Below are 18120 nucleotides of genomic sequence, written 5' to 3' on the forward strand. Positions count from 1 at the left end.
AAAATCCTCAAAATCGTGTTCAGACAAAATATTTAGCTGATGGTACTACAGGAAAAGAAAGCTCCCCTCCTTAGCAAGGAGGGGTTGGGGGTGGTTGACTTGCAGAACCAATTGCTATAATTGAAGCAGACCATTAAAAGAGAAAATCCTGTACTTCCTTTAATCCTTAAAATCGTGTTCAAACCAATAATCGGTTCAATCACCAAAATTATAGAACTCAAACCGCAGACAATTTTCCTCAAAAACGCGATGCTTTCGGCATGAAAAAGCCTTTAACGGAGAATCTGAAAAATTAACCAAATGTTTTTTCCGAAACCGGTTTGTTTTCTCTAATTTAGATTCCCAAAATTTAGTTTTACCTCCAAAATATATAGCGTTTTTCGTATGAAATTCTTTTACTTCGCGGCCTTCCTGCTCCTTTTTACCTTGTCTGGTTTCACGCAGAAAACGGTGGTTACCGAAACCGAGCAAACCATTAACGGCGTGCCGCGCAAAGGCCAGCAGATCAGCATTCAGCTCGATGCCAAACTGGTGGAAAAAGCCTGGGAAAGCTACCTGAAAGAAAAAGTGGGAAAACTAACCGGCAAAAATATTCTAACCAGCAACAAAGGCATTTATACCATCGAACAGGGTAAGATTGAAGCCGTGGCTTCCACGCCGCTGCGCATTGTTTCTAAAGTAGACGTAACCGAAGGTGCCACGCTGGTTTGGTGGAGCCTGGATATGGGCAGCGCCTACGTAAACAAAGATGCCACGCCCCAGCAATACGAAGCCGCCGAAACCATTCTGCGCGATTTTGCCCGCAAACTGTACCGCGAAGATGTAGCCCGCCAGGTTTTAGATGCCGAAAAAGTTTTAGCCAATACCCAGGCCGAAGAACTGCGCGTAATTAAAGCCGCCGACGAGATCAAGCGCAACATCGAAAAGAACAAGCAGCGCCGCATAGAACTGGAAGCTGAACTTGCCCAGAATGCCCAACAACTTACGCAGCTGAACCTGGACACTGAAAACAACATCAAGCAACAAGCCACCGCCAAACAAAACGTAGATAATATGCGCCAGGCGGTAGAAGTCGTTAAAAATAAAGTGAACCTGATCGAGTAGTAAAACGCTATGCTTTCCGGCTCCAAAAGTATAAAGCCCCGAAATTTTTCGGGGCTTTTTTGTTGGGGTAAACTAAGAATTCTGGCTAACCTGAAAAACCTGGTGATTCTGGAATTTTCAACTAAACTTTAAAAGAGCTTTTCTATAAATTATTCCGGAAAGAACTCACTGGAACGTGCTGCGAGCTCGCACCAGCCTTTGAAAATAAATTAACCGGAAGAAAAAAAATCCTGATACCTGTATCTTGGTACCTGTGTCTGAAGGTTACTTCAGATGTTTCCGGATCAGTTCGTCGGCAAATTTATCGTCTTTCCAGCCCATGATGCGCACATTATTTTGTGGTTCGGAGTTTAAAAACCACGTTTCCAGCATTTTTTTTGCCGCCGGATATTTCCGGATAAATTCTTCTGAATCGGTGGCCTCAAGCAAACGTTCGCTGGGTTTGGCCGGCACGGTTACGATCTGGTACTCGAGTTCGCCGGCACTTTCCAATAGCAAAACCCCGACTGGCATTACTTCGGTTACCGTACCGGTTTCCTGGCTTTCGCTTAAAACTAAAGCGAACAGCGGTTTATTATCGGGCGTGCGGGTAGAAGGAATGAAGCCAGCATTGGCAGGGTAAGGCAGAAACCGGATAATTTTATCCTGCCCGGCTTCCTGCACCACCGCAAATTCATTCGTTTTGGAGCTGAAGGCATATTCACGTGCCGAACCGGCTGGCGTTTCGATTACCACCTGCACCTGTTTGCTTTCAGAAAAAGCGGGCAAGTCCTCGTAATTGGTCTTACAGCCTGAAAACGCTAGCATTCCCAGGCCAAAAAGTACTTTCTTCATCTAAAACTACAGCGCTTCGTTCAGGGCTTTAAACGGATTCAGCATATTAAACCGCAAACTGAAACGGATATTCTGTTTGAAATCTTTGAAATCCTCGGGGGTATCATTCACAAAGTTGCTGCCGGCAATGGGTAAATATAAACTGAAGAAACCTTCACCAATGTTCAGTGCCAATCCCGTTCCGTAAAATAGATCGTCATAACCTCCGGCTTTGCCCAAGTCAAGGTAAGCGCTCAGGGGAAAGTAAGGAATATCCGTTTCCAGGTTCAGGGTACTCATCCAGTCATCTGAAAATACCGGAATAAAGTTTTTGAAAGCACCGTCACGCATATCAGTTTGGTCTGCCAGTGCGCGAATTCCGTCCGATTTCTGTGCCCGGTCCAGGAAAATGGTTTCTTTCAGGTAATCCGGGCTGCCGCTCAGACCCATGTAAAAGGGAACTTCCCCCTGGGTAAAGAATTTCCCGCCAAATAACCGCACGTTAAAGTTTTTATCCTTAGACCAATAGCGTTTGTATTGAATAGCGCCGCGCAAGGCATTACTTTGGTTATCAGATTTTTTGGGGTCTGAACCTAAATGCTGGAATTGTAATTCAAATCCGAGGTCTTGCAAAGCACTCTTTTGGGAGTACGTATAAGTCATGGTTTGCCCGCCAATATCTTCCGGCTGATGCAAAATTCTGAAAAGGTTATCGGTAGACGCAGGTTCCAGGATTTCGTTTATCGTCCCTCCGGCCTGGTTAATATTTGTGATTGCCAATTTCAACTGCTGGCGTGGACTACGACCGGACTTCCGTTTAAAATTCAGCGTAAGCGAAGGCTCGTATTTCTCGAAATATTCAAAGCGCTGGAAGTTAAAACCAATTAAAGCCTGCCGCAACCATTTGCTTTCGCGGGCAACCAGGTTATAATTGATATTGCCAATGCCGTTCACCTCATTTTCGTGAAAACTGTACATAGGCATTACCAGGAAATTCACGCGTTTATAAAGCAAACTGCTGTTGTAAAAAGCGGCGCCCAGCATGAATTTATCGGCGGTGTTGGCGCCAATTACCGGCAGAAAGTAAAGCTGTTTTTTATCGTATTGTTCAATGCCGGCCAGTTTCTGCAACCGGAATCTTTTCGATTTTTTGAAAAGGCCGCTGGTTTTTAACTGGTTGTCGCGGCGCTTCAGTTCCGGCACTACGTAATCCGGATCGATCACGTATTTCTCGGCCTGGGTAGTAGCAAACGCGATGGTTTCAGTGCCGGAAAAGGGTTTGGTCCAGTGCTGTTCCAGTTTCTGGCCCTGCGCATCGAAAGCCGCTACCGGTACCGCCACCGGGTAACCCGATTCGTTTTTAATAGTAACCATTCGGCCCGTTGGCCCCGCATCTTCACTTTTAATTTCTACGTCTACTGGCTTGGTGGTTTTTATAATATTGCTGAAAAACCAATCCAGGTTTTCGCCGGTGCTTTTCTCAAAACTCCGCTGAAAATCTTCCGGATACGGGTGTTTGAATTTCCATTCTTCAAAATACGTCTGCATGGCTTTATCAAAACGTTCCTGCCCCAGGTAAGCTGCCAGGTATTTAAAAACCATGGTCGATTTCTGGTACACAATGCCGCCATAATTCAGTTTAAAATAATCGGCAGCATGGTATTCTATGGGTTGATCGTTGCCGCGGCTTGCGGTTACCTGATACAGCAGTTCGTCGGTAATGGAAGCCGGCACATTTTCCAGCCCGAAATGCCTGCGCAAACCAGCCGGAATAGAACCATCTTTTTTGCCCAGTTCGGTATTCTTATCGGTGTCTATGCGGCTTTCTACATAAGAGTTCAGGCCTTCGTCCATCCAGGGGTGTTGCCTTTCATCCGAAGCCAGAATGCCGTAAAACCAGTTGTGGCCCACTTCGTGAATAATTGCTGAAGGAGAGGTTACCGTAACCATCGGGTATTCCATGCCGCCCACGTTTTCGCCCAAGGCGCCGTCTACGGCCGTGGCTGCGCTGTAGGGATATTCGCCTACGTGTTTGGAATAGTAATAAACCGCTTCGTTAATATCGTTTTTGCTTTTCAGCCAGCCGTCGGCATTTTTGTTCAGGAACATTTGCCAGGTAATTACCGGTCTTTTCGATTCCGGAAGTTCTACCGTGTCTTTTAATACGTTAAAGCGCTTATCGGCAAACCAGGCAAAATCGTGAATGTTATTCTGCACGTAATGCAGCGTTTTGGTTTTAGCCGATGAAGCCGGAAAAGTCATATCGTTGCCGAAGCTGCTTTTCTGCGCCGTTACGCGGGCTAAACTATCCAGGCGTCTGAGTTCCGAAGCGGTTTGCAGTTCGCCGGTGGCGCCCACGGTATAATTTTCCGGCAGCGTAATTTTTACGTCGAATTTCCCGAACTCCGAATAAAATTCGCCCTGATCTAAATAAGGCATTGGGTGCCAGCCTTTACGATCGTAAACCGCCGGTTTGGGATACCATTGCGTGATCTGGTACGACTGCGCTACGTGCCCCAACCGCGAAAATGCGCCCGGCACTTTTACCACGAACGGCGTTTTGATCGTGATCTTTTCGCCCGGTTTCAGCGGTTCGTTCAGGATAAGTTTGCCAATATCTTCCTGCTCGTATTCGAGTCTGGCCGGCCGGCCGTTCACTTCAAAAGCCAGGTTGCTGATGTAGCCGCGCTGCTCTTTTTTAGCGAACTGCAATTTGCGCGAACCATTAACTACCATTTGCTTTGCCAGAGCCGTTTTTGTGTTTTTATAAGCGTTAGGCCACAAGTGAAAGTAAATGTAGGTAAGCTGGTCCGGCGAATGATTTACGTACTCAATTTCTTCGGTGCCGCTTAATTCGTGTTTATCATCGTTGAGCGAAACAGCAATTTTATAATTTACTTCCTGCTGCCAATAAGTTTGCGCCTGGCTCAGGCCCGGAAGTAAGGTCACCGCGAAAGCTGCTAAAAGATTTTTCATAGATCAGAGAATTGCAAAACAGAATTTAAAGTTAGCGGATTGTTCCCGAAATCATGCGTTTCGGGCAGTTTTTATCTAACTGGGTTTGCTTTCCTGATTTTTGCCGGGCCTGCCAGCGGGTTTAGAGTTTTTGATTCCGAAAGCATAGCGTTTTGCAATTGGTGAGAGGCTTATGCTGAAGGCGGGAAAACGCGCTTCCGGATTTTTAAAGCGAAACCGCAACGGTTTCGTATTTGGTGATCTTTACGTTTTTCCAGTGACCCATAATATTATCGTGGCGGTCTACCAGAATATCAATCGTGTTTCTCAGGCGTTTGTTCATGGTGTCTCGCACCACGTAAGTGCCATCCAGTTCCTGCGAAATACCGTTTACCTGCACCGTGTCGCCGTATTGAATGGGGCCGCCCCAACGTTTGAGCAGGTTTCTGGAAACGGCGATCCAGCGGTGTTGTTTTACCTGCCGGTGATTGATGCGGGAGCCGTCGGCGGTTATTAAGGGCTCTGCGTCGGTCTGGGAAGCGTCCGGAAAATAAACCGAGGCCGATACCTTATGCGAGAATACGGGCAGTTTTTTTAAGACCTTTCGGATCGGGTTTACTTTTATGCTTAGCGGAAAATCGGTTTTGGAATACGTTAACCGGGCCGGGAAGAAAGTGACCATTAGAAAAAACAGGCCAATAATTTTTTTTCGTACCATGTCGCTTCATTTTGTGAACACTTGTTTAAAATTTTCATGAACCTCTTTAACGGTTGCTCTAAAAATATGGTTGAACGAAGTTGGTATGGTACAATTTATATACACAATGCTTTTTCAGAGCATTTAATACGAAAACGCTATGTTTCAGGGCTTTAAAACTGCTTTCCGTAGCTCTAATAAAATTTAGGAATTTTTATAATATTCTTTGTAAAATACAATTAAATTTAACCGCTATCCGGATTTTTGGTATTATTATTCTCCTGAAAAACATTCACAATTAATTTTGTACCGAAGTAAAGTGCAAAAACAGGGCAGAAGCTTTAAAACATCGGGCGATAAAACGCTATGGTTTTACCGCCCGAAACTAACTTTTTCTGGCTGATAATTACCGGTAACCTGCCGCCTGCAAATGGAATAATTCCGCGTAGCGGCCACCCTTCCGCAAGAGTTCTTCGTGCGAACCGATCTCTACAAATTGCCCGTTCTCGATCACCAGAATGCGGTCGGCCATGCGCACGGTAGAGAAACGGTGGGAGATAAGTACGGCCGTTTTGCCTTTGGTCAGTTCGGCAAAGCGCTGAAAAACCTCGTGCTCTGCGCGCGCATCCAAAGCTGCCGTAGGTTCATCCAAGATCAGAAGCTGGGCGTCGCGCATGTAAGCCCGGCCAAGTGCAATTTTCTGCCATTCGCCGCCCGAAAGATCTACGCCTTTTGCAAACCTTCTGCCAATGATCTGGTTATAACCTTCCGGTAGTTTTTTAATAACAGAATCTGCTAAGCTCAGTTCGGCCGAGGTTTCGATGCGCGGCTGGTTTTCTTTTTCCTCAATGCGCCCCACGGCAATATTATTGCCCGCCGAAAGCTGAAACCGCACAAAATCCTGGAATATAACGCCGATCTCTTTGCGCAGTTCCACGGGGTCGTATTCCTTCAGATCGTAACCATCCAGCAAAATCCGGCCTTCGGTAGGGTCGTATAAACGCGAAAGCAGTTTTACCAACGTGGTTTTTCCGGCGCCGTTTTCACCTACCAAAGCCAGTTTTTCGCCGGCTTTCAGCGTAAAATTCAGGTTGCGGATGGCCCATTTTTCGGCGTTCCGGTACTTAAAGCCTACATTTTCGAAGGTAAAACCCTGCCTGATCGGTTTCGGGAAAGTCCTTGCCTGGGCGTTTGGTTTAATGCGCGGCTGCAACTGAAAGAACTCGAAGAAATCCTGCAGGTACAAGGCGCCTTCGGCAATACTCGAAAAACGGTTCAGAATACTTTCTAAAAGCCCGCGGAGCCGCATAAAAGAGCCGGAAAGGAAGGTCAGATCGCCCAGCGTTAACGTGCCGGTTACAGTTTTATATATTATATATAAGTAGGCGGCGTAATAACCTGCACTGCCCAGCGCGGCAAACAGGCTTCCCCAGGCGGCGCGTTTTAAAACCAGCTTTTTATTAGCAAGGTAAAACTGGTCGGAAAGCTGCCGGAAACGGTCGGTTAAAAAGCCGGAAAGCCCGAATATCTTTACTTCTTTGGCTGTGTCGTCGCTGGCGCCGGTCATGCGCAGGTAATCGAGCTCACGGCGTTCGGGCGTCCAGCCATGCACCAGCGAGTAACTGCGTTCGTTAAAATGCGATTCGCCCAGAAAAGCCGGGATTACGGCCACTACCAGCAGCAAAATAAGCCACGGATTGAACGCAATTAAACCCACCGAAAGGAAAAGCATGGTAATAATATCCTGCGCCTGGCCCAGCACCTGCGTCATTAAAACGGTACGGCTTAAGGTTTGGCGGCGGGCACGTTCGAGTTTATCGTAAAAGGCTGCATCTTCAAACTGATCGAGGTCTAAGGTGGCGGCGTGCTCCATCAGGTTTATGGAACTCTGGTTGGCAAACAGATCGCCGAGCAAACTATCCAGTAAGGCTGTGGCGCGGTTCAGCAGATCGGAAATAATGGCCAGACCAAACTCCAGCCCGATAAGCATAAAAAGATAATTCAGTTCCAGGTTTTCCGGCGTTTTGGCCAGGCGCACCACTTCGTCTATGATCAGTTTGCCAATGTAGAGCGTAGCCAGCGGAATTGCCGCCCGGATAATGCGCAGCATCATGTTGGTAAAAGCCATGCCGGGGCTAGTATGCCAGATCAGTTTCAGGAAGCCCGGCAGGTTTTTGAGCGCCGAAACCCGTTCCTTTAAACTAAGCGGGGGTTTATCCTGGTTGCGTTTGGCGCGGTTAGCAAAAAGATCGGAAAAAAAAGCCATAATGAAAAGTTGAACTAAAGCAGATACGCAAAACAAATATCAGGCGGCAATTTCAACCCGACTTTTTGACGCATTTTGCCTGGCGTTTTCCGCTAAAAAAAAACTCCGGCGCTTTTGGGGCCCGGAGTTTTTTGGAGGAAGTATTTTGTTGACAGGAATGCTGACGTTACCCGAAATGCTAACAGTTCATTTTAAATTCTTCACCGAATCATTTTCGGAAAACTAATAACGGCTGTTCCAGGAAGGTTCGAGCACGTTCAGTTTCAGGATCCAGAAATCTTTATAACCCAGTGAGTTATTCTCTTTGTGGCCACTGCGTGGTGAATCGGAAACCCCGCCGAGTACATAGCCGCCGTCAGCAGTTTGTTGCAGCGCGTATAAAGCATCTTCTTCGGCGCCGCCGTAGGTTTCATCCCAGAGTTTATTGCCGCGGGCATCGGTTTTTACAATCCAGAAATCAGTTTTCCCTTTGCCGTCGTGGGTTTTGTCGGCACCTTTGGGAGAAGTAGAAATACCGCCTAAAAGAAAACCACCGTCGGAAGTAACTTCTATGGCCGAAAGGTAATCGAAATTTTTGCCGCCGAAGGTTCTATCCCATTTCTTCTGACCCTGAGCATCCAGTTTTACGACCCAGTAATCGCCTTTTCCGTGGTTAGGCTGGCTTTTATCGCCGTTTCGGCCCGAATTAGATACGCCGCCAACAATGCAGCCGCCATCCAGGGTAGGTTGCAGCGCAGTCAGGTAATCGTCGCGGTGGCCACCATAGGTTTTTTCCCACAGCAGTGTTCCGTTCTCATCGAAATGCGCCACGTGAAATTCATCGCCGGTGCGGCGTTTGCGGCTTAATTCCGAAGAATGGTTTTTGGCAGAGCCGCCACCTAAAAAGTAGCCGCCATTCGGGGCCTCTTTCAGCACATAAATAGCATCGGCATCGGCTTCACCAAAAGATTTATCCCAGAGTTTGTTCCCGTTGGCATCCAGTTTCAGAACCCAGTAATCCGGCAGGCCATTCGAAATGGTTTTACTTCCGCCAATGCCGGAATCGGAGTAGCCGCCCAGCAGAATTCCGCCGTCGGCCGTTAGCTGCAGCGAATAAAGAAAATCGTAGTCGCTGCCGCCGTAGGTTTTATCCCAGATCTTGTTGCCATTGGCATCCAGGCGAATAATCCAGTAATCGAAGCTGCCAATGTTGGGCTGGCTTTTGTGTTCGTTTCGGTCCGATTTGGAGCTGCCGCCTAAAATGTAGCCACCATCAGCGGTTTGCACCATTAAATTACAGATGTCCTGTTCGGTGCCGCCAAACGTTTTTTCCCAAATCAGGTTACCGTTAAAATCGAGTTTAAAAACCCAGAAATCGGTAAGGCCATAGCCGACGCTGGCTTTATCTTTACTCTGGCCCGAGTCGGTAAAGCCGCCGGCCAGATAACCGCCATCAGGCGTTTGCTGCAAAAAAGTAAGATCGTCGTTTTTATTACCGCCTAAGGTTTTTTCCCAGAAAACCGTGGGCAACGATTGGGCATTGACGTTAAAAGTAACAGCAAGCCATAAGCCTAAGCAAATAAAGCTGATCCGGAAACAAGCGAATAGACCCTTATGGGAGATCTTCATTTGAAGTTTGGTCTGTTTATGCTGTTTATACACTTCTAGATATAAAGGTTAGTAAGTTATTCTGTAATTGGAGTAAATTTTTTCAGGGAATAGCTATTGTTTATTCACTGCAAATTTACCATAACCATTTTTAACAATATAAATACTAAGAGTTTGCAAAGTTAATAAAAAGATTCGTATAATTTTTAGCATGATACAAATAAGTGGTTGGTAATCTGGCAGATGTTACTGGAAGGCCGTTTTTAATTAAAATATGTTGCGTCTTTCGGGCGGAGTAGTTTGAAGTTTGATGGTTGCAAACATGTTTAAATTTTTGCTTTTGCAGCCTGAAACGATGCAGACTGGTTTCCGATAATTTTGGTTGAACAAAATGGCCCCCTTACGTGCGATTAAATGCAGATGTCTGCTTTTTGCCCGGAGCAGCTTAACGCAAACGCAGTTACTGCGCTTAAACCACCAGACCAAAAACAGCCTGAAAGGGTTGCCTGGGCGCATTTACTTTATTTCCGGACTTAGGGTTTTGAATAAATTTCAATTTGATCTGCTTTTTAAGGCGCATTCACTAGCCAGCTTCCTTCGGTATAAACAAAAAAACTCCGGCAGGTAGCTGCCGGAGTTTTTTTAAAAAAAGAGCTTGCCGCCTGAAAATCAGGATAGATAGGAGCGGAGCATCCAGGCATTTTTTTCGTGAATCTGTTGCAGCTGGGAAATAAAATCGGCGGTGCTTTTGTCGCTAAAGTTTTCTTCACATTTTTTTACATCTTCGCGCATTTCCCTGATCAGGCTTTCGTGATCGCGAAGCAGGTTGCCTACCATGGTTTTGGCATCCGGATATTCGCCCGGAAATTCCTGTAAGGTGGCATGTTTGGTAAATTCCTGGTGCGTGCCAATGGCTTTAGACCCTAAAGTGCGGATGCGTTCGGCAATTTCATCTATAGATTCGGCCATTTGTTCGTATTGCTCCTGGAAAAGCGTATGCAGCTCCTTGAAATCGGTGCTAACTACATTCCAATGATAATTACGGGTTTTGGTATACAGTACGTTGGCGTTGGCCAGCACCTTGGTTAAAAGATCTACGCTACCCTTCAGTTGCTCGGGCGTTAAGCCTATATTCAGTTCCATAGTTTTGGGGTTAGAGTTTTTCGTTTTCAACAGATACTGTTTTTAGCGCCGCGAGTTGCAGGCAATCCGGAAAAACTGTTGGTTTTTAAAATTCCGCCGAAACGATAAAACGCTATGCTTTTGGTCCCAAAAAGTAAGAGCAGAATAAACTACTGAAACGGTAGGAAAAACAGCTGAAAAAGTGCCAGGTAATAAATAAAAAGCGGAATAAATAAAAAACCTGACCGTTGCAGATCAGGTTTTAAATTATACTTAGTTTTCGTTCAGCCAGGCGGAAGCCGTTTCTTCATCGGTAAAGACCATGGCCTGCAAAAAAGGCGTCTGGGTTTTAAAGACTTCGGTAAAAACAGGCCCGCTGGAAAATCTTGGCGAAAGTACCCAGGCAAAAGAAGTACAGCCTAAAATAAACAAGCGCGGAAACCAGTTTTTAATGGCCCAAACCGGCGCTTCCTGCCACGAAAGATAAAAATTCTCGTTTATGTTCAATATCTTCCGGCAGTTTTCTTTTCTTAAAGCCGCTTCAATTTCTTTAGTAAAAACAAGTGCACTTTCTTTGGAGTGATTTCCCGTCCAGGTAACGCAGATCCAGTCGTTCTCCGCATCGTAATCTATGGTAACGGCCGGCGTAATGGTCAGCAAGTCAACATCATTTATTTGTACTTCCATATCTTTCTTTAAACATCCCCGCCCAAGATAAGGCAAAATCAGATTAAACTTACCTGTCAGTTTGCCCTTTAGTAAACGAAGTTAGCAATTTTGCATGATAAATTAAAGATATTATTGATTAAATAATATTGCGCCTATAATTTTTGCTGTATAGATTTCCCCTAAACTTAACAGAGAAGTGCTTTTCTAAAGGGTAACTTTCCTAAAGGGTAACCAGATATGCCATAAACAAAAAAACCTGATCGTTTCTGATCAGGTTTTCGTGGAGAATATCGGAGTCGAACCGATGACCTCTTGCATGCCATGCAAGCGCTCTAGCCAGCTGAGCTAATCCCCCAAATTTTAAGAACACAATTACGAACCGTTGATCTTCCCGAAGGCTTTCGGGACACTCAGCCAGCTGAGCTAATCCCCCGTTTGGTTATTGTGTTGCAAAACTAATACAAATTTTAAAAGCTTCAAATATTTAAGCTGATTTTTTTGAAATTTATGACAATAAAAAAGACAGCTGGTAGGCTGCCTTTTTTATTGATTTGGTTATCTGTTAGTTAAAGATATAGCGGATGCCGAACTGCCCCTGCCATCTGGAGCCAAAAGTGTTTTCGTCCCAAACGCTGGTCTTTGGCTTGCTGAAAGTAAAGGTTGGCAAACCGGTATTTGCCTGACGCCCTGCGTAGGTAACCAGCTCGTAAGCGGCGTTGGCTACCGTATAATTTCTGCCCCAGTCTTTATTCAGTAAGTTTCCGAGGTTGAATACATCGAAGGTAACCTGCAGGGTGTGCTTTTTACCGTTTGCATTGATGTAGAAATCCTGGCCTAAACGTAAGTCTAACTGGTTTGTCCAGGGCATGCGGGCGCCGTTCCGTTCTGAATATTTACCGCGGCGCTCTTTCAGGTAATCGTCGTTTTCAATAAAGTCGTTCAGGTCGTTCCACATTTGTTCGGCGCTTACGGTACTGTTACCAACCAGGACAATTTCGTCGCGGTTGCGCGGTACGTAAAGCAGGTCGTTCGCATTGTTGCCATCGTTATTCAAGTCGTTGCGGTATAAATACGTGAACGGCGTGCCGGATTGGCCCTGGTAGAATAAGGAAACTGAAGTACCGAAGTTGTCGCCGTATTTTATAGTATAACCGCCGGTGGCAATGATCCGGTGGCGGATATCGAAACGGGAGTAAGACAATTCCGGATCGTTCGGGTTATTTACGATCTGGTTGAACTGCCAGTTAGAACGGGCCGTACTGCTGGCGCCACTGTTCAGGTCTTTCGATTCGCCGTAAGTATACGCTACCATGGTGTTGATGCCGTTGGTAAAGGTTTTCTGCAATTGTCCGGTTACAGTATAGGTGTAGCCTTTCTTGGCATTGTCAAGCAGAATTACGTTCGTAAAATCGCGGCTGATTTTGCGGTCGTTGCTCGAAGCGGCATAAACCGGTCGGTTGTCCGGGCCTGGCAAGGTGCCTACCGGGTCTTTCAGGTTTATATCTTTATAAACAATGTCGTTCAGCGTTTTAGAATATATACCTTCTACCGTAGCAATTATGCCCAGCGGTAATTCATAATCGGCAGCCAGGTTGGAGCGGAACGTTTGCGGGATCTTGAAATCTTCGCTTACCAGGTTTATCTCCGAAGTAGTACCGGCGGTGCCAATGGTAGATTGTAGTGCCGGGTTTGGTTCGAAACGCGGGTTGCTGGAATTGAATATAGAGTTAAAAGTAATTCCGTTATTGGTGAATTGGTTCGAAAGCCAAACAAATGGCACGCGGCCCGTGAAAATTCCGGTACCGCCACGAACCTGTAAGGTTTTGTCGCCACGAACATCCCAGTTAAAGCCGGCACGCGGCGCAAACAGCAATTCGCCGCTTGGAGTAGCATCGGTGCGCAGGTTCGTATACTGCGGATAGCTGTCAAAAACGGTTTCCACTTTTTCGTTACGAGCCGGCTGATCGGGTAATACCGGAACATCGAGGCGCAAACCTAAAGTCAGGCGCAATCTGTCGGTGGCATTGTATTCATCCTGAATGTAAGCGCCTAACTGCATGGCATCAAATTCAGCAGATGGCCGGTCATTGCCCGGTACAGCAGAATAGGTTGCTTCTGCCTGCCTTGGTTTGCCCGCAAAGAAGTTTTTAAAGCTGGAGAATTGGTAATAGCCGTTGCTGTTGTTTATGAACAGGTTGCGGAAGCTGAAGAATTCGTTATGCGTTCCGATGGTAAACGTATGCTTGCCTTTAAAAATGGTCAGGTTATCGGTAAATTCAATAATGTCCTGATCCAGTTCGTTCGCTGCAGAGCTGCGCTCGCTGCCGGCCACCACGTTGCCATTGCCACCATTGCTGTAATTGATCTGCATCTGCGGGAAAAGGCTGCCTAAGGTTTCGCGGAAATCGCGGATGCGGGAATACCCTACAATTAAGTTGTTGGAATACGTTGCTGAGAAATTGCTTCTTAATTCGGCTACGGTGCTGTTGGTAGTGCTGTTGAATTTATAAGCGTTGTTTCCGAAACGGAAGTTGTTGGAGAAACGGGTTATATTATCGTCGAATGCATCTACGAAGTTGTGGCGCAGCGTTAACTGGTGTTTGGCATTGATGTTCCAGTCTAAACGGGCGAATAATTTATTGCTTTCCGTTAAGCGGTCAATGTTTCCGAAAGAGCCGGCATCGTAACCATAATTGTTTTTCAGGAAATCGTAAACCAGTTGCACGCTGTCAGCCGGCACAATAGAAGTAGAAGAGCCCAGGTTATTTTGCAGCGGCTCGCTGCGCCGGGTTACTTCCCCGTTCAGGAAAAAGAATAGTTTATCTTTCAGGATCGGACCGCCAATGCGGAAACCAGCCTGGTAATCTTTAAAGTCCGCAGCTTTGGTGCGGGTTACGTCTACGCTTTTGCCAACGGTGTTTTCGTTGCGCAAGAAACCAAAAACAGAACCTTCAAAGTTGTTGGAACCGCTCCGGGTTACGGCATTTATGCCGCCGCCGGTAAAGTTGCCCATTTTTACGTCGTAAGGCGCCACTACTACCTGTATCTGTTCAATGGCATCGAGGGAAATGGGTTGCGTGCCTGCCTGACCGCCCGGCGTACCGCTGCCGGCCAAACCAAAAACATCGTTGTTTACCGCGCCATCTATGGTAATATTGTTGTAGCGGTTATTAGCACCACCAACCGAAGTTCCGCCGGAAGTGTTGGAGGCCTGTGGCGTTAAACGGGTGAAATCGGATAAGCCCCGGCTCAGAGTTGGCAAACGTTCCAGTTGTTCTCTTGAAATGTTGGTGGCTGCGCCGGTGCGGTCAGGGTTTATCACATTGTCGCGGCGGGTAGAGATCTCCACTTCACCCAGACCAATGCTGCCGCTGGTAATGGCAAAATCAAGTTTCACCGATTGCCCTAAACTAAGGAAAATATTTTCGCGGATTTGCTCCTGAAAACCTATATAGCTCGTTTTTACGGTGTAAGGGCCACCCACACGCATATTCTGAATGTTGTAGCGGCCATCGGTATTGGTAGTAGCCACGTACTGGGTATTGGTAGGATTGTGAAGCGCAATGATTGTGGCACCCGGCAGGGGAGAACCACTTTCATCGCTTACAAGGCCGTTCAAAGAAGCCGTTGTACTTTGTGCCCAACTTAAATGCATTGGCAAAACCAAGGCAACCAGCAGGAACATTTTCTGGTAGATTTTTTTCATGATAGGGGTTGAGAATTTGCACAAAGGTAATACGGCCACCCCGGAAGAATGCTAAGCCCGGATTAAGAAAATGTTAAATTTGGTGAAGGAATTTTTAGTCTGGAAATAAATTGATAATGCAAACCGCTGCAGTCAGGAAAGCGCTAGATCTGCGGCCGCACAGCTTTAATAAAAAGATCGCTCCAGTAACTCGAGAAAACGTTATCTTCTTTTACGCCTAAACTCGTGGAAGAATGAATGAAACGCACTTCTTCTTTTTCTTTAATTACTTCGGTTACCAAACCCACGTGCGTGATCTGGCTGCTGCCGCGGCGGGCGCTGAAAAATACAAGGTCGCCTTTCTGCAACTCTTTGGGGCGGACGGATGGGCCAAGCTGGCTTTGCTCGTTGGAGCTGCGCGGCAACTGCACGTCTATAGCACTGAAACTCTGGTATAATAAGCCTGAACAATCGATGCCGATGCGGGTGGTACCGCCGTATTTATAAGGCGTGCCATAATACGAACGGGCGGTAGATATAACTTTTTCTATTTTTTGATTTTCGCCGCGCCGCGCTTCTTTCAGTTTGCGTTTCTCCGACCAGCCGGCTTGTTTGGCCGCTTGCTTTTCGAGCTTTTTAAATTCGCGGGCCAGTTGCTGCTGCTCGCGGTCGTCGGGCGAAACCGGGCCGGAAGAACGCAGATGAAATGACTGGCAGGAAGCCATGGCAACCAAAACCAGCATCAGAAAAATCGGATATTTTTTAAATAACGCCTGCAAACCCATATCTTAGCTTTTCCTGTTCCTGCTCTAAAATTAAGTTAAAATTTTTTCTTTCAAAATGACTTTTTCGCCCGTTTCCGATACCGTTTTAAACCAGTTCCGCCAGATAATAGGCGAAGCATTTGTGTTAATTTCCCCGCACGAAGATTTTGCCCGCTACGCCTCCGACGAAACCGAAGACCTGAAATTTTTTCCGGAAGTAGTTTTAAAACCAGCAAACGCCGAACAGATTGCCGAAATTGTACAGCTCTGCCATCAAAATTTTATTCCGGTTACGCCGCGCGGCGCCGGCACGGGTTTAAGCGGCGGTGCTTTGCCGGTGCACCAGGGCGTGGTAATTTCCACGGAAAGGCTGAACAAAATTCTGGAAATAGATGAACGGAATTTGCAGGCAACCGTGGAGCCGGGGGTGATCAACGAAGTTTTTCAGCTGGCGGTGCAGGAAAAGGGCTTGTTTTACCCGCCCGACCCGGCCAGCAAAGGTAGCTGTTTTTTAGGCGGCAATCTGGCGGAAAGCAGCGGCGGGCCCAAAGCGGTGAAATACGGCGTTACCAAAGATTATGTGCTTAATTTACAGGTGGTTTTGCCAACCGGCGAACTGATCTGGACCGGCGCGAATGTGCTCAAGAATGCTACCGGCTATAATTTAACTCAGCTCATGATCGGGAGTGAAGGCACGCTGGGCATTATTACCAAAATTGTTTTCCGCTTAATTCCTTTCCCCACCAAAAATCTGCTGTTGCGCGTGCCGTTTTATTCCGCCGAAGAAGCCTGCGCTGCTGTTTCGCACATTTTTCGCACAGGTTTGGTGCCTTCGGGTCTGGAGTTTATGGAGCGCGAAGCCATAGAATGGGCCAGCCGGTATTTAAATATTGAAACGGAGCTGCCGGAAGGAATTGAAGCGCATTTGCTCATCGAACTCGACGGCAATGATTTGGATACTTTATACAAGGAAGCTGAGCAACTTTACGAACTGCTGCAGAACTACAGCATCGGCGAAATTCTGCTGGCCGATAACGAAGCCCAGAAAGCCGAACTCTGGAAACTGCGCCGGAATGCCTCCAATGCGGTGCGTTACAATTCGGTTTACAAGGAAGAAGATACGGTGGTGCCGCGCGCCGAATTACCCAAATTGCTGCATGGAGTAAAGGAAATCGGTAGGCGTTACGGCTTCAAAAGTGTGTGCTACGGCCACGCCGGCGACGGCAACCTCCACGTAAACATCGTAAAAGCCGACATGACCGACCACGACTGGAACCACAAACTCACCGACGGCATCAAAGAACTTTTCGAGTTGTGCGTGAAACTGGGCGGCACTATTTCCGGCGAACACGGCATCGGGCTGGTGCAGAAACCCTACATCGGCATCGCCCTTGGCGAAACGCAACTAAACCTGATGCGCGGCATTAAAAACGTTTTCGATCCGCATGGCATCATGAATCCGGGAAAAATCTTTTAGATGGTTAAACAGTTGAATTATTAAATGGTTGATTGGTTAAAGGGTTTATTTTTTACGGGAAATGGTGAGTTATCTGGCCGTTTTACGTAAAAATGGTATGGTTTTTCGGCTAAAAAGTATGGTCCGGACGTTTTGCTTTTAGCTAAACGTTTCCTTACGAAAGCCACCAACCAATTTAACTATTAATCAATTATAACAGTGAATCATTTATCATTTATCGGGCTATTTTCGGGGTTTATTTTTGTGGTTGCCGGCTTGGTGATGCGTTTTTTCCCGCCCAAAAAAATTAACTGGTACTATGGCTACCGCACCTCCACTTCCATGCGTAACCACGAAGTCTGGAAGGCGGGCAACCGGTACGCCTCGCAACTCCTCTGGCAGCTAGGCCTGGTAATGTTCTTGTTCGGGGTTTTTACGTTTCCTCTGCCGCCTTCAGCCTTTACCGGAATTCTGGCCGGCATCCTGCTGATGCTTTTGCTGGTTGGCGGTATGTATTTTCTTACCGAACGCTATTTGAAAAAACATTTCGATGAGCAGGGGAGAAGAAGAAACTAAATATCTTGCGGCGTCATCAAAATCCTTGTTATGAAACCAAGCTTTTGATGACGCAGCCGCAGCATAAGATTTTTGTACCCAGGTCCTGTTCAGAAAGTTGGAACGCGATAACGCTGCAGGCAAAAGGCCGGTTCTGGGCCAGTTGCCTCTAAAAATTCCAATCTATTACCTTCGCAACCACTGGTGGAAAAACCAAAAATGTGTTCCGCAGGCAGGATGGTTATTTTTCGGGAGAATAACACTTACACCTGAACCTTTCCAGATATAGTCTGAAAGTATCAGGTACTTTTCAGTCCCAAACCCTACCATTTTACTGTTAGTCAAGCCGCTGTTCAGGAGTTTTACGAAATAGATTTCATAAAGCAGTCCATTTCCGGACTTCATGGTGTGGATATGCGGAGATGTTGCTTCAGGCTTTCCGAAATA

The 18120-nt window shown here is 46.6% G+C and carries 12 protein-coding genes and 1 tRNA gene; 3 read left to right on the forward strand and 10 right to left on the reverse strand.

Annotated elements, in window-relative coordinates; translation table 11 throughout:
• Window positions 1-384: 384 nt before the first annotated feature.
• On the forward strand, window positions 385-1104 hold the full coding sequence (locus I5M27_RS01720) for a DNA repair ATPase (protein ID WP_200504302.1): 720 nt from the start codon (window positions 385-387) through the stop codon (window positions 1102-1104).
• A 264-nt stretch (window positions 1105-1368) separates the two neighbouring features.
• Here I5M27_RS01720 and I5M27_RS01725 read toward each other — a convergent pair whose 3' ends face one another.
• From I5M27_RS01725 to I5M27_RS01770, 10 genes are all read right to left on the reverse strand, one after another.
• Window positions 1369-1938, reverse strand: coding sequence for an inorganic diphosphatase (locus I5M27_RS01725; protein WP_200504303.1), 570 nt, complete (start codon window positions 1936-1938; stop codon window positions 1369-1371).
• Window positions 1939-1944: 6 nt separating this feature from the next.
• Window positions 1945-4893: a M1 family metallopeptidase gene (locus I5M27_RS01730; protein ID WP_200504304.1), complete on the reverse strand. Its 2949-nt coding sequence runs from the start codon at window positions 4891-4893 to the stop codon at window positions 1945-1947.
• Between the two features lie 205 nt (window positions 4894-5098).
• Window positions 5099-5590, reverse strand: coding sequence for an RlpA-like double-psi beta-barrel domain-containing protein (locus tag I5M27_RS01735; protein WP_200504305.1), 492 nt, complete (start codon window positions 5588-5590; stop codon window positions 5099-5101).
• Window positions 5591-5975: 385 nt separating this feature from the next.
• Complete coding sequence (locus tag I5M27_RS01740) at window positions 5976-7835, reverse strand: ABC transporter ATP-binding protein (protein WP_200504306.1); 1860 nt, start codon at window positions 7833-7835, stop codon at window positions 5976-5978.
• Between the two features lie 222 nt (window positions 7836-8057).
• Entirely contained in the window at window positions 8058-9443 is a 1386-nt protein-coding gene (locus tag I5M27_RS01745; RefSeq protein ID WP_200504307.1) for a hypothetical protein, read from the reverse strand.
• Window positions 9444-10091: 648 nt separating this feature from the next.
• Window positions 10092-10565 (reverse strand): Dps family protein, encoded by a 474-nt coding sequence (locus tag I5M27_RS01750; RefSeq protein WP_200504308.1) that lies wholly within the window; start codon window positions 10563-10565, stop codon window positions 10092-10094.
• Window positions 10566-10817: 252 nt separating this feature from the next.
• Window positions 10818-11231 carry a hypothetical protein gene (locus I5M27_RS01755; protein ID WP_200504309.1) on the reverse strand — a complete coding sequence of 138 codons (414 nt, stop codon included), beginning with the start codon at window positions 11229-11231 and terminating at the stop codon, window positions 10818-10820.
• A 263-nt stretch (window positions 11232-11494) separates the two neighbouring features.
• A tRNA-Ala gene (locus tag I5M27_RS01760) sits at window positions 11495-11568 on the reverse strand.
• Between the two features lie 207 nt (window positions 11569-11775).
• Window positions 11776-14919, reverse strand: a complete 3144-nt coding sequence (locus I5M27_RS01765; RefSeq protein ID WP_200504310.1) for a TonB-dependent receptor — start codon at window positions 14917-14919, stop codon at window positions 11776-11778.
• A 143-nt stretch (window positions 14920-15062) separates the two neighbouring features.
• On the reverse strand, window positions 15063-15683 hold the full coding sequence (locus tag I5M27_RS01770; RefSeq protein ID WP_234462341.1) for a C40 family peptidase: 621 nt from the start codon (window positions 15681-15683) through the stop codon (window positions 15063-15065).
• Window positions 15684-15738: 55 nt separating this feature from the next.
• Between I5M27_RS01770 and I5M27_RS01775 the strand changes: the two genes are divergently transcribed.
• The gene (locus I5M27_RS01775; RefSeq protein ID WP_200504311.1) at window positions 15739-17139 is read left to right on the forward strand and encodes an FAD-binding oxidoreductase; all 1401 of its coding nucleotides are present in this window, start codon (window positions 15739-15741) and stop codon (window positions 17137-17139) included.
• Between the two features lie 198 nt (window positions 17140-17337).
• Window positions 17338-17694, forward strand: a complete 357-nt coding sequence (locus tag I5M27_RS01780; protein ID WP_200504312.1) for an SdpI family protein — start codon at window positions 17338-17340, stop codon at window positions 17692-17694.
• The last annotated feature ends 426 nt before the right edge of the window (window positions 17695-18120 follow it).

The organism is Adhaeribacter terrigena, from assembly GCF_016623615.1.
Taxonomy (GTDB): domain Bacteria; phylum Bacteroidota; class Bacteroidia; order Cytophagales; family Hymenobacteraceae; genus Adhaeribacter_A; species Adhaeribacter_A terrigena.

Excerpts from the sequence above, each read along its gene's own strand:
- I5M27_RS01720 (WP_200504302.1), top strand. The coding sequence starts at position 385 with ATGAAATTCTTTTACTTCGCGGCCTTCCTGCTCCTTTTTACCTTGTCT.
- I5M27_RS01725 (WP_200504303.1), bottom strand. The coding sequence starts at position 1,938 with ATGAAGAAAGTACTTTTTGGCCTGGGAATGCTAGCGTTTTCAGGCTGT.
- I5M27_RS01730 (WP_200504304.1), bottom strand. The coding sequence starts at position 4,893 with ATGAAAAATCTTTTAGCAGCTTTCGCGGTGACCTTACTTCCGGGCCTG.
- I5M27_RS01735 (WP_200504305.1), bottom strand. The coding sequence starts at position 5,590 with ATGGTACGAAAAAAAATTATTGGCCTGTTTTTTCTAATGGTCACTTTC.
- I5M27_RS01740 (WP_200504306.1), bottom strand. The coding sequence starts at position 7,835 with ATGGCTTTTTTTTCCGATCTTTTTGCTAACCGCGCCAAACGCAACCAG.
- I5M27_RS01745 (WP_200504307.1), bottom strand. The coding sequence starts at position 9,443 with ATGAAGATCTCCCATAAGGGTCTATTCGCTTGTTTCCGGATCAGCTTT.
- I5M27_RS01750 (WP_200504308.1), bottom strand. The coding sequence starts at position 10,565 with ATGGAACTGAATATAGGCTTAACGCCCGAGCAACTGAAGGGTAGCGTA.
- I5M27_RS01755 (WP_200504309.1), bottom strand. The coding sequence starts at position 11,231 with ATGGAAGTACAAATAAATGATGTTGACTTGCTGACCATTACGCCGGCC.
- I5M27_RS01765 (WP_200504310.1), bottom strand. The coding sequence starts at position 14,919 with ATGAAAAAAATCTACCAGAAAATGTTCCTGCTGGTTGCCTTGGTTTTG.
- I5M27_RS01770 (WP_234462341.1), bottom strand. The coding sequence starts at position 15,683 with ATGGGTTTGCAGGCGTTATTTAAAAAATATCCGATTTTTCTGATGCTG.
- I5M27_RS01775 (WP_200504311.1), top strand. The coding sequence starts at position 15,739 with ATGACTTTTTCGCCCGTTTCCGATACCGTTTTAAACCAGTTCCGCCAG.